The sequence below is a fragment of the Mesorhizobium sp. M0678 genome (assembly GCF_040320505.1).
Classification (GTDB): Bacteria; Pseudomonadota; Alphaproteobacteria; order Rhizobiales; family Rhizobiaceae; genus Mesorhizobium.
In genome coordinates this window covers 442,916-464,865 of the sequence record NZ_JAMYPT010000002.1, presented here as the reverse complement: position 1 = coordinate 464,865, position 21,950 = coordinate 442,916, and the positions used below count along the sequence as shown (strand labels likewise).

Here is a 21,950-nt window from a genome sequence, read left to right as displayed (position 1 = left end):
CGACTGCCCAGATAGACCCTGTTCAAAAAAGGAGACGATGAATGACCTTGGCCAAGAAGATCGTGCTGCTGATGATGGCGGCGGGAATGCTGCTTGCCGTTTTCCTCGAAAGCGTTCCGGCGCAAGCCGAGGAGATGAAACACGACATGGGCGCGATGGGCGCGCAGGGCCCTTCGACCGAAGGCTACAAGGCGGCGATGGACAAGATGCATACCGACATGATGGCAATCGAATATTCCGGCAATGCCGACGTCGATTTCGCCCGCGGCATGATCCCGCATCACCAGGCGGCGATCGACATGGCCAAGGTCGAGCTCGCCAATGGCAAGGATCCGGAAATCCGCAAGCTGGCCGAAGCGGTGATCGCCGCGCAGCAGGCCGAAATCAAGCAGATGCAGGACTGGCTTGCCGCCCATCCGGTGAAGTAGGCGTCACGCTGTCGGGGAATCCGGGCGAGAGGCTTCACCTGGATTTCTGCTTCACCTGGATTTCCCTTGGCGGCTATGGTGCTATCCGGGCCTCGGACTGGAGCATGCCATGCCATCGACGATAAGAACGACCACCCTGCCCTGCGGCGAAGCTGTGCCGGTGCTCGGCCAGGGCACCTGGAAGATGGGCGAAGACGGCCGCCGCCGTGGCGACGAGGCCAATGCCCTGAAGCTCGGGCTGGATCTCGGCATGACGCTGATCGACACCGCCGAAATGTATGCCAGCGGCGGTGCCGAGGAGGTGGTGGCGGAGGCCATCGCCGGGCGCCGCGACGAGGTTTTCCTGGTCTCCAAGGTGCTGCCGTCCAATGCCTCGCGCGCCGGCGTGAAACGGGCATGCGAGAACAGCCTGAGGCATCTCGCCACCGACCGCATCGATCTCTATCTCTTGCATTGGCCGGGCAGCGTTCCTTTGATGGAAACGGTAGAGGCGTTCGAAGCGTTGAAGGCGGCCGGCAAGATCCGCCATTGGGGCGTCAGCAATTTCGATACCGGCGAGATGGAGGAGCTGGTCCGGTTGCCGGCCGGCGGCAACGTCCAGACCAACCAGGTGCTCTACAATCTGTCGCAGCGCGGCGTCGAGTTCGACCTCGCCCCGTGGAGCCGGCAACGCGGCATGCCGCTGATGGCCTATTCGCCGGTCGATCAGGGGGTATTGGCGCGCAACGCCAGGTTAGATGCCATCGCCGCCCGCCACGGTGCGACGCCGGCGCAGATCGCACTTGCATGGGTGATGGCGCTGGAGGGCGTCATCGCCATTCCGAAGGCCAGCCGCCCGGAGCATATCCGGCAGAATGTCGCGGCGTTGGAGATCGAGCTCACGAGCGAAGATTTCGCCGAAATTGACCGCGCCTTCCCACCGCCGAGGCGGAAGTCGGGCCTGGCGATGATTTGAGGGGTGGGGCGGAAGGCAAGCCAAAGCAGCGTTCCGTCACACCCCCTCTGTCCGGCAGGACAGAGGGGGGTGCCGTAGAGCGCTATCGGACGAGCACTACTTCCCAGCCATCCCCTTCAGCCGGTACAGCGCCTCCAGCGCTTCCCTTGGCGTCATCTCGTCGGGATTGATCTCCGCTAGCGCCAAACCCAGCCCATCACTCTTCACCGGCTTCGACGCCTCCCGCTTCGCTGCCACGGAAAACAGCGGCAGGTCGTCAACCAGACGGTTGGCCTTGCCCGAGACCTCGCCTGCTTCAAGCTGGTGCAGCACTTCCTTGGCCCGGCCGACGACGGCCTCTGGCAGGCCGGCCAGCCGCGCTACTTGGACGCCGTAGGAACGGTCGGCCGCACCCTTGCCGACCTCGTGCAGGAAGACCACGTCGCCCTCCCATTCCTTGACCCGCATGGTGACGTTGGAGAGCCGCGGCAATTTTCCGGCCAGCGCCGTCATCTCGTGGAAATGCGTGGCGAAGATCGCCCGGCAGCGGTTTTTCTCGTGCAAATATTCGACCGCCGCCCAGGCGATCGACAGGCCGTCGAAAGTGGCGGTGCCGCGGCCGATCTCGTCGAGGATGACCAGTGCGCGTTCGCCTGCCTGGTTGAGGATCGCCGCCGTCTCGACCATCTCGACCATGAAGGTGGAGCGGCCGCGCGCCAGATCGTCGGAGGCGCCGACCCGCGAAAACAGCCGGTCGACGACGCCGATATGGGCTGATGCCGCCGGCACGAAGGAGCCGGTCTGGGCGAGGATGGCGATCAGCGCGTTTTGCCTGAGGAAGGTCGATTTGCCGCCCATATTGGGGCCGGTCAGCAGCCAGATCGCGCCGGCCTTGGCATCGCCTTGCGGCGACAGATCGCAATCATTGGCGACGAACGGGCCTTCGCCGGAACGCCGCAGCGCCTGTTCGACCACCGGATGACGTCCACCCGAAATCTCGAAGGCAAGGCTCGCATCGACCAGCGGCCGGCACCAGGCCTCGCTCTCGGAAAGCAAGGCAAGTGCGGCCGAAACGTCGAGCACGGCGAGCGCTTCGGCGCCGGCACGGATCGTGTCGGCCTGGCCGACCACTTCCGCCGTCAGCGCCTCGAAAGCGGCAAGCTCGATCGCCAGCGCCCGGTCGGCGGCGTTGGCGATCTTGGTTTCCAGTTCGGCGAGTTCCGTGGTGGTGAAGCGCATGGCGTTGGCCATGGTCTGGCGATGGATGAAGCGCGCCTTGGCGCCGTCGCTGCCGGTCATCAGCGCATGGTGGTTAGCGGTGACTTCGATATAATAGCCCAGCACATTGTTGTGCCTGATCTTCAGCGAGCGGATGCCGGTCTCGTCGATCAGCGAACGCTCCAGCCCGGCGATCACCTTTCGCGACTCGTCGCGCAGTGCCCGCATCTCGTCGAGTTCGGCGTGGTAGCCGCCGCGGACAAAGCCGCCGTCGCGCCTGAGCAACGGCAGCTCGTCGCTGAGCGCCTGTGCCAGATGCGTCGCCAGATCACTGGGCAGTGCCTTGATAGCTCCCAACGCCGCGGTCAGTTCGGCCGGCAATGCGGTTTGGCCGAACAGTTCGGCGATGGCGCCGGCCGCTTCGAAACCGGCGCGCAGCGCGCCGAGGTCGCGCGGGCCGCCGCGGTTGAGCGCCAGCCTGGACAGCGCCCGCGGCATGTCGGCGACGCTCTTCAGGCTTGCCCGCACTGCCTGGCAGAGGCGCGTTTCGGAGCGGAAGAACGACACCGAGTCCAGCCTTGCGGCGATGGCCGCCGGGTCGGTCAGCGGCGCCGTCAAGCGGTCGGCGAGCAGCCTTGCGCCGCCACCGGTCACCGTGCGGTCGATCGCCTTGAACAGCGACCCGTCGCGGCTGCCGGACAGCGTGCGCAGCAGCTCCAGATTGGCGCGCGTCGCCGGGTCGATGAACAGCGTCGAGCCCTGCTCCTCGCGCTCCGGCCGCGACAGCGGCGGCCGCTCGGCCTTCTGCGTCTTTTCGACATAGGCGATGACGCCTGAGATCGCCGACAGCTCGGCGCGCGAAAACGTGCCGAAACTATCCGGCGTTGCCACCTCGAAGAAGCGGGCGATGCGGCCGGCGGCCGAAGCCGAATCGAACAGTGACGGCGGCTGCGGGCTGGCGACGCGGCCGAGCACGTCGAACACCGGTTTCAGCTCCGGGTCGTAAAACACCGGCTCGGCGACGATCAGCTCGCGCGGATCGACACGGAAGACGTCGGCGAGCAGCCGGTCGGCGGTGGTCTCGGCGACGCGGAAGACACCGGTCGAGATCTCGATCCAGGCCAAGGCGAAAGCGTGCTCTGCCCCACCCTTGACCCGTCCCAGCGCCATCAGAAAACTCGATTCCGACGGCGCCAGCAATTTGTCCTCGGTGATGGTGCCGGGCGTTACCAGCCGCACCACGTCGCGGCGCACCACCGATTTGCCGCCGCGCTTCCTGGCCTCCGCCGGATCCTCGATCTGCTCGCAGACAGCGACGCGGAACCCCTGGCCGATCAGCTTCTGCAGATAATCGTCGGCGGCATGCACCGGCACGCCGCACATCGGGATGTCGAGCCCCTGATGCTTGCCGCGCTTGGTCAGCACGATGCCGAGCGCCCGGCTTGCCTTCTCGGCGTCGTCGAAGAACAGCTCGTAGAAATCGCCCATGCGGTAGAACAGCAGCGAATCCGGGTTCGCCGCCTTGATCTCGATATACTGCTCCATCATCGGCGTCGCCGGCGCGAAGGCCGGCGTGGCATCGTCGCTTCGAATGGGCGTCTCGTCGTTCAAGAAGCTGCTTCCAAAATTTTCCAAGCCATGCTTGGCGGTTTACAGCGGCGAAGTGTAGCCTTAATCCCGAACCTTCCACAAAAGAAAGCATGCGCACCCATCTCAAGCGGTGCCGTACGGGCGAGGAAACCAAAAGTACCATGGCCAAGAAAACCGAAAGCAACGGGCCCTCCGTCAGCGCCCAGGAGGCGTTGGAATTCCACGCCATGGGCCGTCCGGGCAAGCTGGAGATCGTCGCCACAAAACCGATGGCGACGCAGCGCGATCTCAGCCTCGCCTATTCGCCGGGCGTCGCGGTGCCGGTTCTCGCCATCGCCGAGGACCCGAGCCGCGCCTTCGACTACACGGTTCGCGGCAACATGGTCGCCGTCATCTCCAACGGCACCGCTATCCTCGGCCTCGGCAATCTCGGCGCGCTGGCCTCGAAGCCGGTGATGGAAGGCAAGGCGGTGCTGTTCAAGCGCTTCGCCGATGTCGATTCCATCGACCTCGAGGTCGACACCGAGGATGCCGACGAATTCATCAACTGCGTGCGCTTTCTCGGCCCCTCCTTCGGCGGCATCAACCTCGAGGACATCAAGGCGCCGGAATGCTTCATCATCGAGCAGCGGCTGCGCGAGCTGATGGACATCCCGGTCTTCCATGACGACCAGCACGGCACCGCCATCATCTCGGCCGCCGGCCTGATCAACGCGCTGGAAATCACCGGCCGCGACATGAAGACCACGAAAATGGTCTGCAACGGCGCCGGCGCTGCCGGCATCGCCTGCATCGAATTGATGAAGGCGATGGGCTTTGCGCCAGAAAATATCATCCTGTGCGACACCAAGGGCGTCGTCTTCCAGGGTCGCACCGAAGGCATGAACCAGTGGAAGTCGGCGCACGCCGTGAAAACCGGCGCGCGCTCGCTGGCCGAGGCGCTGGACGGCGCCGACGTGTTCCTCGGCCTCTCGGCCAAGGGCACGCTGACCACCAGGATGGTGCAGTCGATGGCCAAGAACCCGATCATCTTCGCCATGGCCAATCCCGACCCCGAGATCACGCCTGAGGAGGTCGCCGAGATCCGCACCGACGCCATCATGGCGACGGGACGGTCCGACTATCCCAACCAGGTCAACAACGTGCTTGGCTTCCCCTACATCTTCCGCGGCGCGCTCGATGTGCGGGCGACCACCATCAATGACGACATGAAGATCGCCGCGGCCAAAGCGCTCGCCGAACTGGCGCGCCAGGACGTGCCCGACGACGTCGCCGCCGCCTATCAGGGCATGCGGCCGAAATTCGGCCCCAACTACATCATCCCGGTGCCGTTCGACCCGCGCCTGATCTCGGCCATTCCGATCGCGGTGGCCAAAGCGGCGATGGACTCCGGCGTCGCGCGCAAGCCGATCCTCGATCTCGACCGCTACGCGCAGGAGCTTTCCGCCCGCCGCGACCCGATCGCCTCGACGCTGCAGCGCATCTACGACCGCGTCCGCCGCCAGCCCAAGCGCATCGTCTTTGCCGAGGGCGAGGAGGAGCAGGTGATGCGCGCCGCCGTCTCCTATGTGAACCAGCGGCTCGGCACCGCCATCCTGCTCGGCCGCGACGACATCATCAAGGAAAACGCCAGGAATGCCGGCATCGATCTCGGCAAGCAAGGCATCGAGATCATCAATGCGCGGCTGTCGCGGCGCAACTCGGTCTACACCGACTATCTCTACGAGCGCATGCAGCGCAAAGGCTTTCTGTTCCGCGACTGCCAGCGGCTGATCAACAACGACCGCAACCATTTCGCCGCCTGCATGGTGGCGCTGGGCGATGCCGACGGCATCGTCACCGGCGTTACCCGTAACTATTCGACGGCGCTCGACGACATCCGCCGCGTCATCGACGCAAGGCCCGGCCACTGCGTCATCGGCGTGTCGATCGTGCTCGCGCGGGGTCGCACCGTCCTCGTTGCCGACACCGCGGTGCACGACATGCCTGATGCCGTCGAGATCGCCGACATCGCCGAGGAGGCCGCCGGCTTCGCCCGCCGCATGGGCTACGAGCCGAGGCTCGCCATGCTCGCCTATTCGACCTTCGGCCATCCGCAGGGCGAACGCTCCGAGCGCGTCCAGGAAGCGGTGCGCATCCTCGACAAGCGCCGCGTCGATTTCGAGTATGACGGCGAGATGGCCGCCGACGTGGCGCTCAACGCCCGCGCCATGGCGCAGTATCCGTTCATCAGGCTGACCGGCCCGGCCAATGTGCTGATCATGCCGGCCTTCCACTCGGCCTCCATCTCGACCAAGATGCTGCAGGAGCTCGGCGGCTCGACCGTCATCGGCCCGCTGCTGGTCGGCCTGAACAAGCCGGTTCAGATCGTCTCGCTGAATGCCAAGGACAGCGACATCGTCAATATGGCGGCGATCGCGGCGTATAGCGCGGGGGCTTGAGGAGCGCGTAGCGGCAGCACCTCTTTCCTTCTCCCCCTGTGGGAGAAGGTGGCCGAGCGAAGCTCGGTCGGATGAGGGGTGCTCCAGCTTGGCACCGACGGCGATCCGTCCAGCACCCCTCAACCGTCTCGGCGCTGCGCGCCGATCCACCTTCTCCCACAAGGGGAGAAGGGAGAGGCGCTCCTACAACAACCCCGCCTGCTCGGCCTCGCGGCGCAGGTTCTGCCTCGGCCTTGGGCCGATTTGCTGGATGACCAGCCCGGCAGCCAGCGAGCCGAGATCGCCGCACTGCTTCAGGCTGCGGCCTTGCGTGTAGCCATAGAGGAAGCCGGCGGCGTAGAGGTCGCCGGCGCCGGTGGTGTCGACCAGCTCGCGGATCCTGGTCGCATTGATGGTGACGGTCTCGTCGCCGCGCACGATGACCGAGCCCTTTTCCGAGCGGGTGACGGCGGCGATCTTGCAGTCCTTGCGGATCCGCGCCAGCGCCTCGTCGAAGGAAGCGGTCTGGTAGAGCGACTTGATCTCGTGGCTATTGGCAAAGACGATGTCGACGGTGCCGGAGCGCATGAGATCGAGGAACTCGTCGCGGTAGCGGTCGACGCAGAACGAGTCCGACAATGTCATCGACACTTCGCGCCCGGCGGCGTGGGCGAGCTTAGCCGTCTGCCGGATCGCTTCCTTGGCGCGCGGCGGGTCCCACAGATAGCCCTCGAAATAAGTGACGGCGGCGCCCGACGCCTTGTCGGCCTCGACGTCCTCCGGGCCGAGCTCGACGCAGGCGCCGAGATAGGTGTTCATCGAGCGCTCGCCGTCCGGCGTGACGAAGATCATCGAGCGCGCCGTCGGTGGCTCGCCGCTGAGCGGCCTGGTGTCGAAGGCGACGCCCTGGGCATGGATGTCGTGCGCGTAGATTTCGCCGAGCGCGTCGTTCGAGACCTTGCCGAAGAAGGCGGCGCGGCCGCCGAAGCTGGCAACGCCCGCCGCCGTGTTGCCGGCGCTGCCGCCCGAGGCTTCGATGGCCGGGCCCATGCGGCTGTAGAGCAGTTCGGCGCGCCTCGTGTCGATCAAATTCATCGCGCCCTTGATGATGCCGTTGGTCTCCAGGAACGCCTCGTCGCACTGGGCGATGATGTCGACGATGGCATTTCCGACACAAAGCACGTCATAGTCCGGCATCAATTCATGTCTCCGCCAAAAACCCACCGGCTTTCTGCCACGCCGGGCGCGGGCGGGTCTAGCGGTTTGATGCGGCTTTGCCTAGGCCGCGAGTTATAAATCCGGGCAGAACGCATGCTTCGTATCGCGCGGTTTGCGCTTGTCTCGCGACCTGTCTCCGCCTATCCCGAAATATCGCCCATGGGCCTCGTTTGACATGGAATTGGAAACGCCGTGATCCTCGACGCCGCCCGTGCCGCCTTGAGCCGGCTGTTCTCGCCCGAATTCCGTTCTGTGTTCCTGAAGACGCTGGGGCTGACCTTGCTGGCGCTGGCGGCGCTTTGGTTCGGGATCAAGAGCTTGTTCGAATGGCTGGCCTGGCCGTGGATCGATGCATGGCTGCCCGCCCTACCCTCCTGGGCCGGATGGCTGGGCGCCGTCGTCGCCGGCATCGGCCTTGCGCTGGGCTTGGCGCTGCTCATCGCGCCGGTGACGGCGATCATCGCCGGCCTGTTCCTCGACGACGTCGCCGAAGTGGTCGAGCGCACGGATTATCCAAACGACCCGCCCGGCCGCGCCGTGCCGGCGTTGCGCTCGCTGGTGCTGGCGATCCGATTTTTCGGCGTCGTTATCCTCGGCAACATCGTCGCCCTGCTGCTGCTCTTGGTGCCGGGCGTGAACATCGCCGCTTTCTTCATCGTCAATGGGTATCTGCTCGGACGCGAGTTCTTCGAATTCGCCGCCATGCGCTTTCGCCCGGAGGCCGAGGCCAAGGCGCTGCGCAGAAAGCACTCCATCACCGTGTTCCTGGCCGGGCTGGTGGTCGCCGCTTTCCTCGCCGTGCCGCTACTCAATCTTCTGACGCCGCTGTTCGCCGCCGCCATGATGGTGCACCTGCACAAGGCGATCTCGGCACGGGAAGGGAGCTATCTCAGCAGAAAACCCCTGCCCAGTTCGTCGTCGTCCTCGACGATGAATTCGGCCCGCCCTGAGTAATAGGCGCGGCCGCCGACGCGGGCGATGATGGCGTCATGCGGCCCGGCTGTGGCCGTGCGTACGACGGCGCCGGAAAAGCGCGAGCCGGCGATGCTCTCGAACAGCCGCGTCCGGCCAATCTCGATTTGGCCCTTGGCGTGCATGGCCGCCAGCCGCGCGGTGACGCCGGAGCCGGTCGGCGAACGGTCGACCTCCGCCTCGGCGAAAACGCAGATGTTTTTGGTCGGCGTATCGGAGAACGCATCCTGTCCGTCGGTCAGGATGGTGCCGTAGAGAAAGGCGAGATCGGCATGGTCGGGATGCGACAGCGGCAATTCGGCCTTGAGCTTATTGGTCAGCGCGGTCGCTGCATCGACGAAATCGCGCACCCGGTTCTGGCCGAATTCCAGCCCGAACTGGCGGCAGTCGGCCAGTGCATAGAAGGCGCCGCCATAGGCGATGTCGAAGCCGACCGGACCATAGCCCGGCAGCTCGATCCGCTGGTTGCCGGCGAACAGAAACGCCGGCACGCTTTCGAAGGACACCGCGCCGGCCTTGCCGTCCCTTACCTCGACCGCAGCCGAAATCAGCCCGCATGGCGCCTCGACATTGACGGTCGTCATCGGCTCGCGTGGCGCCACCAGCCGCTCGTCGACGGCGTAGCGGCCGAGCGCGACGATGGCGTGGCCGCACATCGTCGAATAGCCCTCATTGTGCATGAACAGCACCGCGAGGTCGGCGCCCGGCAGGTCGGGCTCCACCAGCAGCGCGCCATACATGTCGTAATGGCCGCGCGGCTCGAACATCAGGATCTTTCTGAGATGATCGAGATGGTCGCGCACATAGGCACGCTTTTCGAGGATCGTGCCCTTGGGAATGTCGGGGTAGCCGCCGGTGACGATCCGCAGCGGCTCGCCGCCGGTGTGCATGTCGACGACGGTGAGCGTCATTCGCCGGGCCCCGCCTAGGCGGAAGATTTGGCAAACAGCGCCTGCAGCTTGCCGAACGGCATGGCGGCGCGGGTGAAGCCGAAGGTGCCATCCTGCTGGATCTCGCGCGCCGCGGTCTCCAGCATGCCGAAAGCAAAATTGGTCAGCCATGGGCCGAGCGAGATGCGCTTTACCCCAGCCATGGCAAGATCGGCGATGGTGAAGCCGGGCCTAGCCATGACGTTCACGGGCTTGGTCAGCGCCGAGCAGACGGTTCGCACCATCTCGATGTCGCCCAGGCCCGGTGCATAGAGCACGTCGGCACCGGCTTTCTCGAAGGCCTGCAGCCGCTTGATCGTGTCGTCGAGATCGGGCTTGCCCCACAGGAAATTCTCGGCCCGCGCGGTGAAGACGAAATCGCGTTTCAGTGCCCGTGCCGCTTCCGCCGCCGCCGCGACGCGATCGACGGCATGCGAAAAATCATAGATCGGCTTGGCGGGCTCGCCGGTATGGTCCTCGATCGAGCAGCCAGCGAGGCCAGCCGCCTCGGCGGCGAAGATGGTCTCGCCGGCACTTGTCGCGCTGTCGCCCTTGCCCTTTTCGAGGTCCGCCGAAACCGGCAGCCCGGTCGCCGCCGACACTTCACGGCAATGATGGATCATCGCCTCGAATGTCACCGCGCCGTCCGGCAGGCCGCGCGAAAAGGCAAAGCCGGCGCTGGTCGTGGCCAGCGCCTTGAAGCCGAATGAGGCCAAGAGCTTGGTCGTGCCGACGTCCCATGAATTGGCCATGACGAAGATCGATGTATGCAGGTCGCGAAAAATCTTGCCCTTATCCATGGATGCTCCCCTCCGGTGCGGATTATGAAGGAAATTCTAGCCCGGCGGAACGCGCCGGGCAAACAAATGCGGTTGGCTCAGAAGCGTTTGGCGTTCTCTCCTGCCAATCGGTCCAGCGCATCGGAATCCTTGACGTAACGCGAAGCGTTTTTGCCCCAATGATAGGTGACGGAAATGTCGCGTGAAGACGCCTCTGGCGGCGGCTGGCCGTCGCAGCTTTCATCGCCCGGCACTGTCGCGTCGGTCACCGTAACCTTGATGGCTGCATAGTGCTGGCCGTCGGCAATCGCCTGGAAGGCCGCATTCTGCGTCCTTCGGTTGGTGCAGAGGTTTTCGTCGAACGTATAGATCATGTCGATCAGCTCGAACCTGTCGTTGCGGACCATGACCAGCGGCGCGATCACATAGCCCTGGCTCGAATTGAAATGCGTGCTCGTGGTGATGATGACGTCATCGCCGGGCCCGATCGACAGCTTGCCCGGATCGCGAAAGTAGGTGCTGCGGTCGACGGCAACATTGACCGCGTCGAGCAAGGCCGGCTTGCCGGTGATGTCGTAGAGTGCCAGCACTGCATAACCCTCGGCGCTGTCAGGCGAGTCGCCGAGGTCGAGCAGCATCGCCAGCCGGTCCTTGCCGCCGGCCTTGATGTCGAGCACGTCGCCGCTGGAAAGACCCGACGTCGCCGGCGGCGAGCCGTCGTAGTCCGGTCCAGCGATGTGGCGCATCTCGATCGGCATCGAACCCCGGAAAAAGCCGTCCTTGTCCGCCGCCAGATCGGGAATGACCATCCTGGCGAGATCGAGATAGGTGACATCGCCGTGGCCGGGGACAGCGCTGCCGAGCTCCGGGAAGCTGACCGCCTCCGCGCCGGCCGTCGTCCAAAGACAGGGCAGCAGCAGGCAGGCAAAGATGAAACGAAGCAGGGAGAAGGTCATGCGCGCGCGCTCGTTATGTCGGGCGCGCGCAAGCTAGAGCATTTTGCGACCAAGAGGAAACCCCTGGCGTTGCCTCACTATGTTGGCTTGGCTTGGCTCGCCAGGGTCTGCTGGAAAACCGGCACCAGCTGATCCATGGCGGCTGCGAGCCACGTGCCGAGTTCGTCGGGCAGAGTGTCGTGGATCCAGACCAGGCGGCTCCGGCCCTCGCGCTCGGCAAAGACCTGCATGGAGGTATTATCGTGGGTGACCTCGTCGCCGAGCCATCCCCACACGATCCGCCGGCTCTGCTCGTCGCGGGCGATGAGCCGCTCTCGCACAATCTTGCCGTCGGCGAAAGTAAGGGCCCGCACGTCGCCCTTATCAACCCGGCAGTCGACGAAAACGCCTGGGGCTATCCGTTGGGCGCCGCCGGCGAAGTCGCCGACCGTCGCCCATACGCTTTCCGGTGAAGCATCTACGATGATTTCCCTGACTATCGAAGCCATGTTCGCTGGACCCTCTGTTAACAGGTAGACCTGTCTGTCTACATGTGGATGTATACAGACCTGTCTGCTATACGGTCAAGGCATGTCCACAGCCCGAATCAACGATCGTCCCGAAAGCCTTGCGCGCCGCCGCATCGTCGATACGGCGACCGCGCTGTTTTCTCTGGAGGGGGTCCGTGCAGTCGGCATCGACCGCATCATCGCCGAGGCCGACGTTGCGAAGGCGACGTTCTATCATCACTTCGCGGCCAAGGACGATCTCGTCCGCGCCTACATCGAGGAGCTCAGCAAGGGAGGACGGGCAGCGATCGCGAAGCTTAACCGGCGGCCACCTCGCCCGATGATCCTTGCCATATTCGATCTCATCGCCGATGCGGCGGATCAGCCGGGCTACCGCGGCTGCCCCTTCCAGAACGCCGCTGCGGAATACCCCGATCCCAGCAGCCCGGTTCGCCAAGCGATCGATAAGCATCGTCACTGGAAGTGGGGCATCCTAAGGGATCTGCTGATCGCTGACGCAAATCCCGATCCGGACCGCACCGCGGACGCGCTAACAGTGGCGGCCGACGGCCTCCTTGTCGTCAGTCATCTCGACAGGCCGGCCAATCTGCGCACTCTCATACGCGACACGGTCGACCGAGTACTTGGGGCGTCGCGCCCGGTCTGAGATCTGGCGCGCATGCAGCCTGCGCAAAGGCGGTCAGTGGATCGGCACCAGCCCGGCCAGTTTACGCATGTCGTCGAACAGGATGCCGCCGGCTTCGATCAGTCCATCGCGGTCGGAAAGCGGGTCGCCGTGGTAGGAATAGACGCGCATGCCGGCGGCGATGCCGGCTGTCGTTCCGGCGACGCTGTCCTCGATGACGATACAGTCGGCGGGCGCGAAGCCCATCGTCGCTGCCGCATGCAGGAAGAGGTCGGGGAACGGCTTGCCACGCGAGACCATGGTCGAGCTGAACAGCGCATGGTCGAACAGCGGCAGCAGTCCGGTCTGGCCGAGCGTGATGTGCATTTTGGACACCCGTGCCGACGAGGCGACACAGGTGGCGATGCCGGCGGCGTGCACGGTTTCGATGAACTCGCGAACGTTGGGGATGGCCTCGACGCCATGCGCGAACAGGTCCGGCAGGCCGGCGTTCCAGCGCTCGACGAAATCGGCGCCGAGGCTGACGCCGGTCGCCTCGACTTCCTTCTGCACCGAGACCATGCTGCGGCCGGAGAAATTCTTGCGGCAATATTCGAAGCTGGCCGGAAAGCCGGCCGCGGTCAGCCATTCGGCGAGGCGCCGATTGGCCAGGTTCTCGGTGTCGACCAGAACCCCGTCGCAATCGAAGATGACGAGCTTGGGTATTTTCATCAGGCCGTGCCGGTCGATCCGAAGCCGCCCGAGCCGCGCGTTGTGCCGCCAGCCAATGTGCGCTCCTCGACGGTCGCCTGCGTCACCGGGGCGAAGACGATCTGGGCGATCCGCATGCCGCGCGTCACCGCGAAATCCTCGTCGCCGAGATTGATCAGCAGCACCTTGACCTCGCCGCGATAGTCGCTGTCGATGGTGCCCGGCGTGTTGAGGCAGGTGAGCCCGTGCTTGAAGGCGAGGCCCGAACGCGGCCGGACCTGGCCTTCGACGCCCTCCGGAATTTCCAGGACCAGCCCGGTCGGCACCAGCGCGCGCTTTCCCGGCAGGATCAAAAGCGGCCTGTCGTCCGGGACGGCGGCGCGCAGGTCCATGCCGGCGGCGCCCGAGCTTTCATAGGCCGGAAGCGGCAAGCCCTCGCCATGCGGCAGCCTGACGAAGCCGACAGCCGGACCGATGACGGAGGTAGGATAAAGTGCTGCGCGCATGAGGCTGATCCTATCGTCGCGAACGCCGGTTCAGTCAACTCGGCGGCAATGCTATCAACGGCTTTCTTTCAGCACAGTTCCGCTTCAGCGCAGTTCCATCGGAACGACCGTGGTCTCCTTGATCTCCTCCATGACGAAGGAGGCCGAAACGTCCGATAGTGCCACCTTGGCGATCAGCCGTTGATAGAGCCGGTCATAGGCCTTCACATCGGCGACGCGGGCGCGCAGGACATAATCGAGATCGCCGGACATGCGGTAAGCGCCGGTGATCTCGGCAAAGCCGGTCACCGCCGCTCGGAATCTTTGCAGCCAGTCGGGATCGTGGTTCGAGGTGCGGATCAGGATGAACACCGAAAGGCCGAGCCCAAGCTTGTCGGCGTCGACCAGCGCCACCCGGCCGGTGATGACGCCGTCTTCCTCCAGCCGCTTGACCCGGCGCCAGCAAGCATTGCGCGACAGCGATATTCTTGCCGAGAGCTGGTCGACGGATAGCGTGCCGTCGCGTTGCAGCTCGGCCAGCAATCTCCGGTCTATTTCGTCGATTTCCGGCGTCATGTGAGATGTTTGTCCCAAAATTCAGCCTTTCACAAGGACAATTTGAGACCGATGAACCGAACACCCATGCCAGTATACTCATCGCCGGCTCTTCATGCCGGCAGGAGGGATCGACATGACGGCACGGCTCGCAAGACTTTTCACCTCTCACCCGGCCGCGGTCGGCGAGAGCTATTTCGGCCATATGGCTTTCGCCGCATGGTTCTCGTCGCGATTGTTCATGGCGGCCTTTGCCGCGCTCATTCATGCTTTCTTGCCGTTTCTGTTCGAGACCACGGCAAGCGGCATCATCCGTGAGCTCTATGAGCGGACGCATAACAGAGGACGGTAAGCCGTAGAGGTACCGAGCGCGGCGAGGCCGCTGGACGGCGCCAACGCTCAACGGATCCCGGCAGCGCAATCCCGATCAAGCGCCGCCATCGTCGAAATGTCGAGCCAGGCTTGAAGCCGCGCCGCAATCCGCCATTTTGAGGAGCGCGGCGCGATAGCCCGGAGCATCCACGATGGATATCGTCTTTTCCCCGACGACAGAATTGGCTGCCGCCATTCGCGACCGCAAGATTTCCGCTGTGGAAGCGCTGGACGCGCATCTGACGCAAATTGACAGGCACAATGAGGCGGTCAACGCAGTCGTAACCCTCGATCGGGAAGGTGCGCGGCAACGCGCTGGCAAGGCCGACGAAGCCCAGGCGCGCGGCGAGGCCCTTGGGCCGCTACACGGCGTGCCGTTCACACTGAAGGACACGCACGAAACCGCCGGCATGAGAACCACTGTCGGCTTCCCGGCTTTCGCCGACTATGCCCCGAGGGCAGACAGTCCGGTCGTTGCCCGGCTGAAGGCGGCAGGCGGCATACTGGTGGGCAAGACGAACGTGGCGACAATGCTCGGTGACTGGCAGTCGAGCAATCCGCTGTTCGGCCGCACCGGCAACCCCTGGAATCTCCAGCGCACCGCCGGCGGCTCCAGTGGCGGTGCGGCGGCGGCGCTCGGCACCGGAATGACGCCGTTCGAGGTCGGCACCGACATGCAGGATTCGATCCGGCTGCCCGCTGCCTTTTGCGGCGTCTACGGCCTCAAGCCGACCGAGCACCGCGTCTCGCTCGCCGGCGCCTTCCCCGATCCAGGCGGGGCGCCGCGCAGCGTGAGGCTGATCTCCTGCCTCGGACCGATGGCGCGCAGCGTCGAGGACCTGGCACTGATCTACGGCCTCATTGCCGGGCCGGATGGAAGCGATACCGACCTTGCGCCGGTACCGGTCGAAACCATGCCGGAGCTGGATCTCAGAAATTTGCGGATTGCCGTCGCGCCGTCCTTTCCGGGCTTTCCGGTGGCCGGCGAGATCAGCGCGGCGGTCGAAAGTCTGGCAAAAGAGCTTCAGGCCGCGGGCGCCATCGTCGAGGAAGCTAAGTTGCCGGAGTTCGACCTGCACGACGACCTAGCACAAGGCGGTGCGCTGATCGGCATGATGCTGGAGGCGGCCCAGCCCGAACCGCGGGAGAAGCCGACACCGGTCTCGCGCTGGTTCGAGGCGCTCGCCCGCCGCGACCGCTCCATCCTGGCGTGGGAACGGTTCTTCGACGGCTGCGACGCCTTGCTGTGCCCGGTCGCCATGGCCACCGCCTTCCCGCATTGCGAGCCAGGAACGCCGATCGAGGTCGACGGTAGCGAGCAAAGCTACTGGATGCTGCCGGCCTATGGCGCGGTGTTCAACTACAGCGGCCACCCCGCACTGTCGCTGCCCTGCGGACAGGACAGCGACGGCCTGCCCATCGGACTACAGATTGTTGGCAAACGCTGGTCGGAGTCGCGCCTGCTCGGGATCGCCAGGGCAATCGACCCGCTGGCCGGCGGCTTTCGCCGCCCGCCCGGTTATTGAGTAAACCGCGCCAGCCCGTAGGGATCAAGCAGCGGATCGCGCTCGCCGTCGAGGATTTCGCGGGCGGCGAACAGGCCGACGGCCGGCGCCAGCGTGATGCCGGAATGCATGACCGCGACGTAGACGCCGCTCGTGCCTTCGGCACGGCCAATGATCGGAAAGCCATCGACCGGCGTCGGCCGGTAGCCAATGGTGTGGAAATCGAGTTCCAGCCCGTCCGCGCCGCGCAGCATCGCCTTCATCGCCGCAAACAGGTCGCCAGCGGTGGCTGCGGCATCCATGCCCGGATCGGCGCCGCCGAAATCCGAGCCGGCGATGATGCGTCCCTCCGCCGTCTGGCGCATGTGCAGGCGGTCGCCGATCACCAGGCCGTTGAGCAGCTTTTGGTACGGCCGCGAATGCACGATCAGGCCGGGCGGCGTCTCGATCGGCAGTTCTATCCCGGCTGTTGCCGCTAGTGCCGGAGAGCCGGCTCCGGCCGCGATCACCACCTCGTCGGCAGCAATCCGCCCGCCGGATGTATCGACGCCGGCAATCCTGCCGTTGGCTTGCACCAGAGCGGTGACGGTCGTCCCGGCTACAATTCGCGCGGCGCGCCGTTCGGCGTCGGCCAGCAGTGCTTGCGTGGCGGCGACCGGCTCGGCGACACCTTCCTCGGCGACATAAAGGGCGAAATCGGGAAGTTCGGCCAGATTGGGCTCGATGCGCGCCGCTCCGGCACGGTCGACACGCTCGATGCCGTAGCCCCATGCGGAGTGCTCGGCCGCATAGGCCTCAAGTTCGGGACGTAGCAGGTCCCAGCACAAGCCACCGCACCACTGCAACGGGATGCCGGGCACCTCGTTCGCTAGCCGCGTCCATTCGGCCATCGACCGAATGCGCAGGCGGAAATAGACCTCCGGATTGCCCCAGCTGGCATTGATCCAGGCAAAGGAATTCGGTGTCCCGACGCCGCCGGCGCCGCTGCCGGCAATGACCGTCACCTTTGCTCCGGCCCTGGTCAGGTGCCAGGCGATGGAGGCGCCGATGATGCCGGCGCCGATGACGATGACTTGTTTCGCCGCTGTCATGCTCCACTCCTCGGTCCAACGCCACCACTGCGATGCCATTGCCCGTGGGTTCTGCCAAGAGCGCGCCGTATCAAATGTGCCTCTTGACTTTAATACGTACGTACGTATTGTACCGGTATGGCCAGACATTCACTTCGCGAAAAACTTTTGGACGCCGGTTTCAAAACCATCTGGAGTTCCGGCTATTCGGCCGCCGGCGTACGCGACATCGTCGCCGCGGCCGATGCCCGCCCGGGGTCCTTCACCAATCATTTTGTCTCCAAGGAGGCGTTCACCGGCGAGGTGCTGGACCGCTATTTCGCCTATGTGAGCGGTTTGGTGGAGCAGGCCCTTGCTCGGGACGGCACGCCCCCGGTCGGGCGCTTGCGCCGCTATCTCGAAATCATCACGTCGAAGCTGGAGGCGCATGATTGGGCACGGGGCTGCATGATCGGCAATCTCAGCCTCGAGACGGCGGCTCACAGCGAGGCGCTGAGGCTGCAACTCGTCGCCATTTTCGAACGCTGGCGTAAGCCCTTTGCCGAATGCATCGCCGAGGGCCAGGCGGCCGGCGACATCACCGACGCGTTCGATGCCGAGGACCTCGCCGATTTCCTGTTGAGTTCCTGGCAAGGCGCGATGCTGCGCATGAAGGTGGAGCGCAGTCCCGAACCGCTCGAGCGTTTCAAGAATATCGTCTTCAAAACAGTCTTCGCAAAAAGGAGCTGATCCGATGAACCCGAAACTCGAAAAGCAGCAATCCCGCACAACGGTGCCACGCTCGCAAGTCGCGGTGCTCGATTCCACCATCTCCTATGTCGAGGCAGGCACGGCTGGCCCGACGGTACTCTTCCTGCACGGCAACCCGACGTCGTCCTACATCTGGCGCGACATCATCCCGCATGTGGCGCCGTTCGGCCGCTGCATTGCGCCCGACCTGATCGGCTATGGCCAATCCGGCAAGCCGGACATCGACTATCGCTTCTTCGACCACGTCCGCTATCTCGACGCCTTCATCGAGACGCTTGGCATCACCGACGTGGTGGTCGTCGCGCAGGACTGGGGCACCGCGCTCGCCTTCCATCTCGCAGCCCGGCGGCCGCAGCGGATCCTCGGCCTCGCCTTCATGGAATTCATCCGCCCCTTCGAGAGTTGGGACGATTTTCACCAGCGTCCGCAGGCGCGCGAATTGTTCAAGGCAATGCGCACGCCTGGCGTCGGTGAGAAGCTTGTCCTGGAAGACAACGTCTTCGTCGAAAAGGTGCTGCCGGCTGCGGTGCTGCGCACGATGAGCGATGAGGAAATGGCCTCCTACCGGGCACCGTTCCCGACGCCGCAATCGCGCAAGCCGATCCTGCGGCTGCCGCGCGACCTGCCGATTGAAGGCCAGCCCGCCGATGTCGCTGCCATCAGCGAGCACGACCATCGGGCGCTCCGGCTCTCCTCCTACCCGAAGCTGCTTTTCTCAGGCGATCCGGGGGCCCTCGTCTCGCCGCAGGCGGCACGGGAATTCGCGGCCGGCCTGAAGAACAGCCGGTTGATCGATCTCGGACCCGGCGCGCATTATCTGCAGGAGGACCATGCCGACAGGATCGGCATCGCAATTGCCGAGTGGATTCCGGAGGTGGCCTTCGAGAGCCGAGCGACCGAATCGGCCTGACGTCGGGACGTGAACCGGCGGCTGCGGCAGCCGGAGAGGTCGACAGCACTGCACTCGGGTTCCAGGCGATGGAGGCGCCAATGATGCCGTATCCAATGACGATGATGTTCTTGCTCGCGGCCGTGTACCTTCAAACGCCCAGGACTTCTTGCCCTCATTGCCACCATGCTACAGACTTGCCAAGAGCGTTGCCGGGACCGCTCTCGAAGCGGGTCGATGACGATCGCCTCACTGGAAACGTTCAGCTCAATCACATGAGGGTCATTTGCGCCGCTGGATAAAAGGGCTGGTTTTTGCTGCAGCCGGAGCCGCCATTGTCTATGCCGTCTTCTTCGGCCCGCTGCCGATCGTTCGATCTTGGTGGCAGGACGACAACTGGCTGGATCCTTTGCATAAGCGCCATCGCATTGCTGACGGTTTGGTGCTGACCGGGGCGTTGGTTGGGAAATCGCGGGCAGAAGTTGTTGCCATGCTCGGCGAGCCGCCGAAGACGGACTATTTCGAGGACTGGAGTCTGGTTTATATTCTTGGTTCGGAAAGAGGATTTTTTTCGATCGACTCTGAATGGCTGGTTATGCGCCTGGATGACGCTGGCTCGGTCACGCAGGCGGCTATCGTCAGAGACTGAACCTGCTGCCGGGGTATCAGCGGTGTTTCCGTTCGACAGGCCGGAAAAGCGCTGCTAGAAGCCCGCGCCACAGACAGGATTCCATGAAATTGGCTGAAGACATCGAACAAGCGGTATCGCGCCGCCGCACTTTCGCGATCATTGCCCACCCCGACGCCGGCAAGACGACGCTCACCGAAAAACTGCTTTTGTTCGGCGGCGCCATCCAGCTTGCCGGCGAGGTCAAGGCCAAGAAGGACCGCATCCAGACCCGCTCGGACTGGATGAAGATCGAACGCGAGCGCGGCATTTCGGTGGTCACCTCGGTGATGACCTTTGAATACGAGGACACCGTCTTCAACCTGCTCGACACGCCCGGCCACGAGGATTTCGCCGACGACACCTATCGCACGCTGTCGGCGGTCGACAGCGCGGTCATGGTGATCGACGCCGCCAAGGGCATCGAGCCGCGCACGCTGAAACTGTTCGAGGTCTGCCGGCTGCGCGATATCCCGATCATCACCTTCGTCAACAAAATGGACCGCGAAAGCCGAGACCCATTCGACATCCTCGATGAGATCGAGCAGAAGCTGGCACTGGATACAGCGCCGATCACCTGGCCGATCGGCCGCGGCAAGACCTTTTCCGGGACCTACCATCTGGCGCTGAACGCGGTGCGCAAGGGCGACGCCGAAAAGGAGCGCACGCCGGTCAACGGTCCCGATTCCAACCGCGTTGCCGGCCTGTTGCCGGAGAACGAGCGGGAGGCCTTCATCGAGGAGCTGGAGCTGGCGCGCGCGGCCTGTCGCCCGCTCGACCTCGATGCCTTCCGCGAGGGCCATTTGACGCCGGTCTATTTCGGTTCGGCGCTGCGCAATTACGGCGTGCGCGACCTGATCGAGGCGCTCGGCGCCTACGGGCCGCCGCCGCGCGCGCAGGAGGCCGACAGCCGCAAGGTCGAGGCGACCGAGGACAAGATGACCTCCTTCGTCTTCAAGATCCAGGCCAATATGGACCCCAACCATCGCGACCGCATCGCTTTCGTCCGCGTCTGCTCCGGCAAGCTCGAGCGCGGCATGAAGGCCAAGCTGGTGCGCACGGGAAAACCGATGAGCCTGTCGGCACCGCAATTCTTCTTCGCCCGCACCCGCGTCACGGCCGACGAGGCGTTCGCCGGCGATGTCGTCGGCATCCCCAACCACGGCACGCTGCGCATCGGCGACACGCTGACCGAAGGCGAGGAGATCCTGTTTCGCGGCGTGCCGAATTTCGCGCCTGAAATCCTGCGCCGCGTTCGCCTCGGCGATGCCATGAAAGCCAAGAAGCTCAAGGAAGCGCTGCACCAGATGGCCGAGGAAGGCGTCGTGCAATTGTTCTCGCCGGAGGACGGCTCGCCAGCCATCGTCGGCGTCGTCGGCGCCCTGCAGCTCGACGTCTTGAAGGAGCGGCTAAACTTCGAATACACACTGCCGGTCGATTTCGAGATGTCGCGCTTTTCCGTCTGCCGCTGGATATCGGCCGACGACAGGGCCGAACTCCAGCGCTTCATCGAGGCGCATCGCGGCGACATCGCGCGCGATCTCGACAACGATCCGGTGTTCCTCGCCCAGCACGCCTTCTCGCTCAACTACGAGGCCGAGCGCTGGAAGGCGATCCGCTTCACCGCGGTCAAGGATTATCAGGTCCGCGACAGAGCGGCTTGATGCGCCCCTTCCCTTCTCCCTTTGTGGGAGAAGGTGTCGCCGAAGGCGACGGATGAGGGGTGTTCCAGGAAACACCAACGTCTCATTCCGTCCAGCACCCCTCAACCGTCTCGGCGCTTCGCGCCGATCCACCTTCTCCCACAGGGGGAGAAGGAAAGATCGCGTTCGTTCACCCTTTCGCTGCCTCTTCGATCTTGGCGATGTCGATCTTGCTCATCTGCATCATCGCCTGCATCACGCGGCCGGCCTTTTCCGTGTCGGGGTCCAGCAGCAGCCTGGGCAGCTGTTCGGGAACGACCTGCCAGGAGAGGCCGAATTTGTCCTTCAGCCAGCTGCACTGGCTGGGCTGGCCACCGCCCGCGATGAGCCTGTCCCAGAAATAGTCGACCTCTTCCTGCGTCTTGCAGTCGATGGAGAGCGAGACTGCCTGGGTGAACTTGAATTGCGGGCCGCCGTTGAGCGCCTGGAACTGAACGCCGTCGAGCTCGAATGAGACCATCAGCACCTTGCCCTCATTATCGCCGCTGCCCTTGGGCCAGCGCATCACGCTCAGCACCTTCGAATTCTTGAAGATGGAGATGTAATGGTTCATGGCCTCCTCGGCCTGGTCGTCGAACCACAGGCAGGGGGTGATCTTTTGCATTCTCTTGCTCCTCGGGCTGGTTTTGGCTTGTTTCACTCGCAAAACGGCCGGCTGGCAATTGATGCCCGGTCCCGCCGTCTGC

General features: G+C 64.5%; 22 protein-coding genes. 11 read left to right on the top strand and 11 right to left on the bottom strand.

Going from position 1 to position 21,950, the window contains the following annotated elements; genetic code table 11:
• The first annotated feature begins 41 nt into the window (after positions 1-41).
• Positions 42-428, top strand: coding sequence for a CopM family metallochaperone (gene copM, locus NKI29_RS05615; RefSeq protein WP_352570225.1), 387 nt, complete (start codon positions 42-44; stop codon positions 426-428).
• 109 nt (positions 429-537) lie between these two features.
• The gene (locus NKI29_RS05610; protein WP_352795652.1) at positions 538-1,383 is read left to right on the top strand and encodes an aldo/keto reductase; all 846 of its coding nucleotides are present in this window, start codon (positions 538-540) and stop codon (positions 1,381-1,383) included.
• A 96-nt stretch (positions 1,384-1,479) separates the two neighbouring features.
• Here NKI29_RS05610 and mutS read toward each other — a convergent pair whose 3' ends face one another.
• Positions 1,480-4,128: a DNA mismatch repair protein MutS gene (gene mutS, locus NKI29_RS05605; protein ID WP_352795714.1), complete on the bottom strand. Its 2,649-nt coding sequence runs from the start codon at positions 4,126-4,128 to the stop codon at positions 1,480-1,482.
• 203 nt (positions 4,129-4,331) lie between these two features.
• Here mutS and NKI29_RS05600 point away from each other — a divergent pair, with 203 nt between their 5' ends.
• Positions 4,332-6,611 (top strand): NADP-dependent malic enzyme, encoded by a 2,280-nt coding sequence (locus NKI29_RS05600; protein WP_352570223.1) that lies wholly within the window; start codon positions 4,332-4,334, stop codon positions 6,609-6,611.
• A gap of 183 nt (positions 6,612-6,794) precedes the next feature.
• On the opposite strand, the gene NKI29_RS05595 is transcribed toward NKI29_RS05600, so the two are convergent.
• On the bottom strand, positions 6,795-7,787 hold the full coding sequence (locus NKI29_RS05595) for an adenosine kinase (protein WP_352591197.1): 993 nt from the start codon (positions 7,785-7,787) through the stop codon (positions 6,795-6,797).
• A gap of 213 nt (positions 7,788-8,000) precedes the next feature.
• On the opposite strand from NKI29_RS05595, the gene NKI29_RS05590 reads away from it, so the two are divergent.
• Positions 8,001-8,762, top strand: a complete 762-nt coding sequence (locus NKI29_RS05590; RefSeq protein ID WP_352570221.1) for a sulfate transporter family protein — start codon at positions 8,001-8,003, stop codon at positions 8,760-8,762.
• Here the strand turns inward: NKI29_RS05590 and NKI29_RS05585 are convergent.
• From NKI29_RS05585 to NKI29_RS05570, 4 genes are all read right to left on the bottom strand, one after another.
• Positions 8,693-9,691 (bottom strand): proline racemase family protein, encoded by a 999-nt coding sequence (locus NKI29_RS05585; RefSeq protein WP_352570220.1) that lies wholly within the window; start codon positions 9,689-9,691, stop codon positions 8,693-8,695. The two genes, NKI29_RS05590 and NKI29_RS05585, sit on opposite strands and share 70 nt — an antisense overlap.
• Before the next feature lie 14 nt (positions 9,692-9,705).
• Complete coding sequence (locus NKI29_RS05580) at positions 9,706-10,509, bottom strand: isocitrate lyase/PEP mutase family protein (protein ID WP_023676373.1); 804 nt, start codon at positions 10,507-10,509, stop codon at positions 9,706-9,708.
• A 77-nt stretch (positions 10,510-10,586) separates the two neighbouring features.
• The gene (locus NKI29_RS05575) at positions 10,587-11,444 is read right to left on the bottom strand and encodes a hypothetical protein (RefSeq protein WP_352795650.1); all 858 of its coding nucleotides are present in this window, start codon (positions 11,442-11,444) and stop codon (positions 10,587-10,589) included.
• 77 nt (positions 11,445-11,521) lie between these two features.
• Positions 11,522-11,932: an SRPBCC family protein gene (locus NKI29_RS05570; RefSeq protein WP_352795649.1), complete on the bottom strand. Its 411-nt coding sequence runs from the start codon at positions 11,930-11,932 to the stop codon at positions 11,522-11,524.
• Positions 11,933-12,014: 82 nt separating this feature from the next.
• Between NKI29_RS05570 and NKI29_RS05565 the strand changes: the two genes are divergently transcribed.
• Positions 12,015-12,599 (top strand): TetR/AcrR family transcriptional regulator, encoded by a 585-nt coding sequence (locus NKI29_RS05565; protein ID WP_352795647.1) that lies wholly within the window; start codon positions 12,015-12,017, stop codon positions 12,597-12,599.
• 33 nt (positions 12,600-12,632) lie between these two features.
• Here NKI29_RS05565 and NKI29_RS05560 read toward each other — a convergent pair whose 3' ends face one another.
• The 3 genes from NKI29_RS05560 to NKI29_RS05550 all read right to left on the bottom strand — a co-directional run bounded on the left by NKI29_RS05560 (position 12,633) and on the right by NKI29_RS05550 (position 14,329).
• The gene (locus tag NKI29_RS05560; RefSeq protein ID WP_352623203.1) at positions 12,633-13,289 is read right to left on the bottom strand and encodes an HAD family hydrolase; all 657 of its coding nucleotides are present in this window, start codon (positions 13,287-13,289) and stop codon (positions 12,633-12,635) included.
• The gene (gene dut, locus NKI29_RS05555; RefSeq protein ID WP_023717930.1) at positions 13,289-13,774 is read right to left on the bottom strand and encodes a dUTP diphosphatase; all 486 of its coding nucleotides are present in this window, start codon (positions 13,772-13,774) and stop codon (positions 13,289-13,291) included. Before dut ends, NKI29_RS05560 begins: the two co-directional genes overlap by 1 nt.
• Before the next feature lie 84 nt (positions 13,775-13,858).
• Positions 13,859-14,329: an Lrp/AsnC family transcriptional regulator gene (locus NKI29_RS05550; RefSeq protein ID WP_292662427.1), complete on the bottom strand. Its 471-nt coding sequence runs from the start codon at positions 14,327-14,329 to the stop codon at positions 13,859-13,861.
• 115 nt (positions 14,330-14,444) lie between these two features.
• On the opposite strand from NKI29_RS05550, the gene NKI29_RS05545 reads away from it, so the two are divergent.
• Together NKI29_RS05545 and NKI29_RS05540 are read left to right on the top strand one after the other, a co-directional pair.
• Entirely contained in the window at positions 14,445-14,660 is a 216-nt protein-coding gene (locus NKI29_RS05545) for a DUF6356 family protein (protein WP_023717932.1), read from the top strand.
• A 172-nt stretch (positions 14,661-14,832) separates the two neighbouring features.
• On the top strand, positions 14,833-16,206 hold the full coding sequence (locus NKI29_RS05540) for an amidase (RefSeq protein ID WP_352623202.1): 1,374 nt from the start codon (positions 14,833-14,835) through the stop codon (positions 16,204-16,206).
• Here NKI29_RS05540 and NKI29_RS05535 read toward each other — a convergent pair.
• Complete coding sequence (locus NKI29_RS05535) at positions 16,200-17,276, bottom strand: NAD(P)/FAD-dependent oxidoreductase (protein WP_352795645.1); 1,077 nt, start codon at positions 17,274-17,276, stop codon at positions 16,200-16,202. The genes NKI29_RS05540 and NKI29_RS05535 overlap by 7 nt on opposite strands.
• Positions 17,277-17,393: 117 nt before the next feature.
• On the opposite strand from NKI29_RS05535, the gene NKI29_RS05530 reads away from it, so the two are divergent.
• The 4 genes from NKI29_RS05530 (at position 17,394) to NKI29_RS05515 (ending at position 21,225) form a co-directional block, all read left to right on the top strand.
• Positions 17,394-17,984, top strand: a complete 591-nt coding sequence (locus tag NKI29_RS05530) for a TetR/AcrR family transcriptional regulator (RefSeq protein ID WP_352577789.1) — start codon at positions 17,394-17,396, stop codon at positions 17,982-17,984.
• A gap of 4 nt (positions 17,985-17,988) precedes the next feature.
• Positions 17,989-18,915, top strand: a complete 927-nt coding sequence (locus NKI29_RS05525; RefSeq protein ID WP_352577790.1) for a haloalkane dehalogenase — start codon at positions 17,989-17,991, stop codon at positions 18,913-18,915.
• A 265-nt stretch (positions 18,916-19,180) separates the two neighbouring features.
• Positions 19,181-19,543: a hypothetical protein gene (locus tag NKI29_RS05520; protein WP_352458662.1), complete on the top strand. Its 363-nt coding sequence runs from the start codon at positions 19,181-19,183 to the stop codon at positions 19,541-19,543.
• An 83-nt stretch (positions 19,544-19,626) separates the two neighbouring features.
• A complete protein-coding gene (locus NKI29_RS05515) occupies positions 19,627-21,225 on the top strand; it encodes a peptide chain release factor 3 (protein WP_502893745.1) in 1,599 nt (532 codons plus the stop codon).
• A gap of 169 nt (positions 21,226-21,394) precedes the next feature.
• Here the strand turns inward: NKI29_RS05515 and NKI29_RS05510 are convergent, their stop codons facing one another.
• Positions 21,395-21,868, bottom strand: coding sequence for a VOC family protein (locus NKI29_RS05510; RefSeq protein WP_023676360.1), 474 nt, complete (start codon positions 21,866-21,868; stop codon positions 21,395-21,397).
• Positions 21,869-21,950 lie beyond the last annotated feature (82 nt).

Bases quoted from the DNA above. Each gene is read 5' to 3' on its own strand.
- copM (WP_352570225.1), top strand. From the start codon at position 42: ATGACCTTGGCCAAGAAGATCGTGCTGCTGATGATGGCGGCGGGAATG.
- NKI29_RS05610 (WP_352795652.1), top strand. From the start codon at position 538: ATGCCATCGACGATAAGAACGACCACCCTGCCCTGCGGCGAAGCTGTG.
- mutS (WP_352795714.1), bottom strand. From the start codon at position 4,128: ATGATGGAGCAGTATATCGAGATCAAGGCGGCGAACCCGGATTCGCTG.
- NKI29_RS05600 (WP_352570223.1), top strand. From the start codon at position 4,332: ATGGCCAAGAAAACCGAAAGCAACGGGCCCTCCGTCAGCGCCCAGGAG.
- NKI29_RS05595 (WP_352591197.1), bottom strand. From the start codon at position 7,787: ATGCCGGACTATGACGTGCTTTGTGTCGGAAATGCCATCGTCGACATC.
- NKI29_RS05585 (WP_352570220.1), bottom strand. From the start codon at position 9,691: ATGACGCTCACCGTCGTCGACATGCACACCGGCGGCGAGCCGCTGCGG.
- NKI29_RS05580 (WP_023676373.1), bottom strand. From the start codon at position 10,509: ATGGATAAGGGCAAGATTTTTCGCGACCTGCATACATCGATCTTCGTC.
- NKI29_RS05575 (WP_352795650.1), bottom strand. From the start codon at position 11,444: ATGACCTTCTCCCTGCTTCGTTTCATCTTTGCCTGCCTGCTGCTGCCC.
- NKI29_RS05570 (WP_352795649.1), bottom strand. From the start codon at position 11,932: ATGGCTTCGATAGTCAGGGAAATCATCGTAGATGCTTCACCGGAAAGC.
- NKI29_RS05565 (WP_352795647.1), top strand. From the start codon at position 12,015: ATGTCCACAGCCCGAATCAACGATCGTCCCGAAAGCCTTGCGCGCCGC.
- NKI29_RS05560 (WP_352623203.1), bottom strand. From the start codon at position 13,289: ATGAAAATACCCAAGCTCGTCATCTTCGATTGCGACGGGGTTCTGGTC.
- dut (WP_023717930.1), bottom strand. From the start codon at position 13,774: ATGCGCGCAGCACTTTATCCTACCTCCGTCATCGGTCCGGCTGTCGGC.
- NKI29_RS05550 (WP_292662427.1), bottom strand. From the start codon at position 14,329: ATGACGCCGGAAATCGACGAAATAGACCGGAGATTGCTGGCCGAGCTG.
- NKI29_RS05545 (WP_023717932.1), top strand. From the start codon at position 14,445: ATGACGGCACGGCTCGCAAGACTTTTCACCTCTCACCCGGCCGCGGTC.
- NKI29_RS05540 (WP_352623202.1), top strand. From the start codon at position 14,833: ATGGATATCGTCTTTTCCCCGACGACAGAATTGGCTGCCGCCATTCGC.
- NKI29_RS05535 (WP_352795645.1), bottom strand. From the start codon at position 17,276: ATGACAGCGGCGAAACAAGTCATCGTCATCGGCGCCGGCATCATCGGC.
- NKI29_RS05530 (WP_352577789.1), top strand. From the start codon at position 17,394: ATGGCCAGACATTCACTTCGCGAAAAACTTTTGGACGCCGGTTTCAAA.
- NKI29_RS05525 (WP_352577790.1), top strand. From the start codon at position 17,989: ATGAACCCGAAACTCGAAAAGCAGCAATCCCGCACAACGGTGCCACGC.
- NKI29_RS05515 (WP_502893745.1), top strand. From the start codon at position 19,627: ATGAAATTGGCTGAAGACATCGAACAAGCGGTATCGCGCCGCCGCACT.
- NKI29_RS05510 (WP_023676360.1), bottom strand. From the start codon at position 21,868: ATGCAAAAGATCACCCCCTGCCTGTGGTTCGACGACCAGGCCGAGGAG.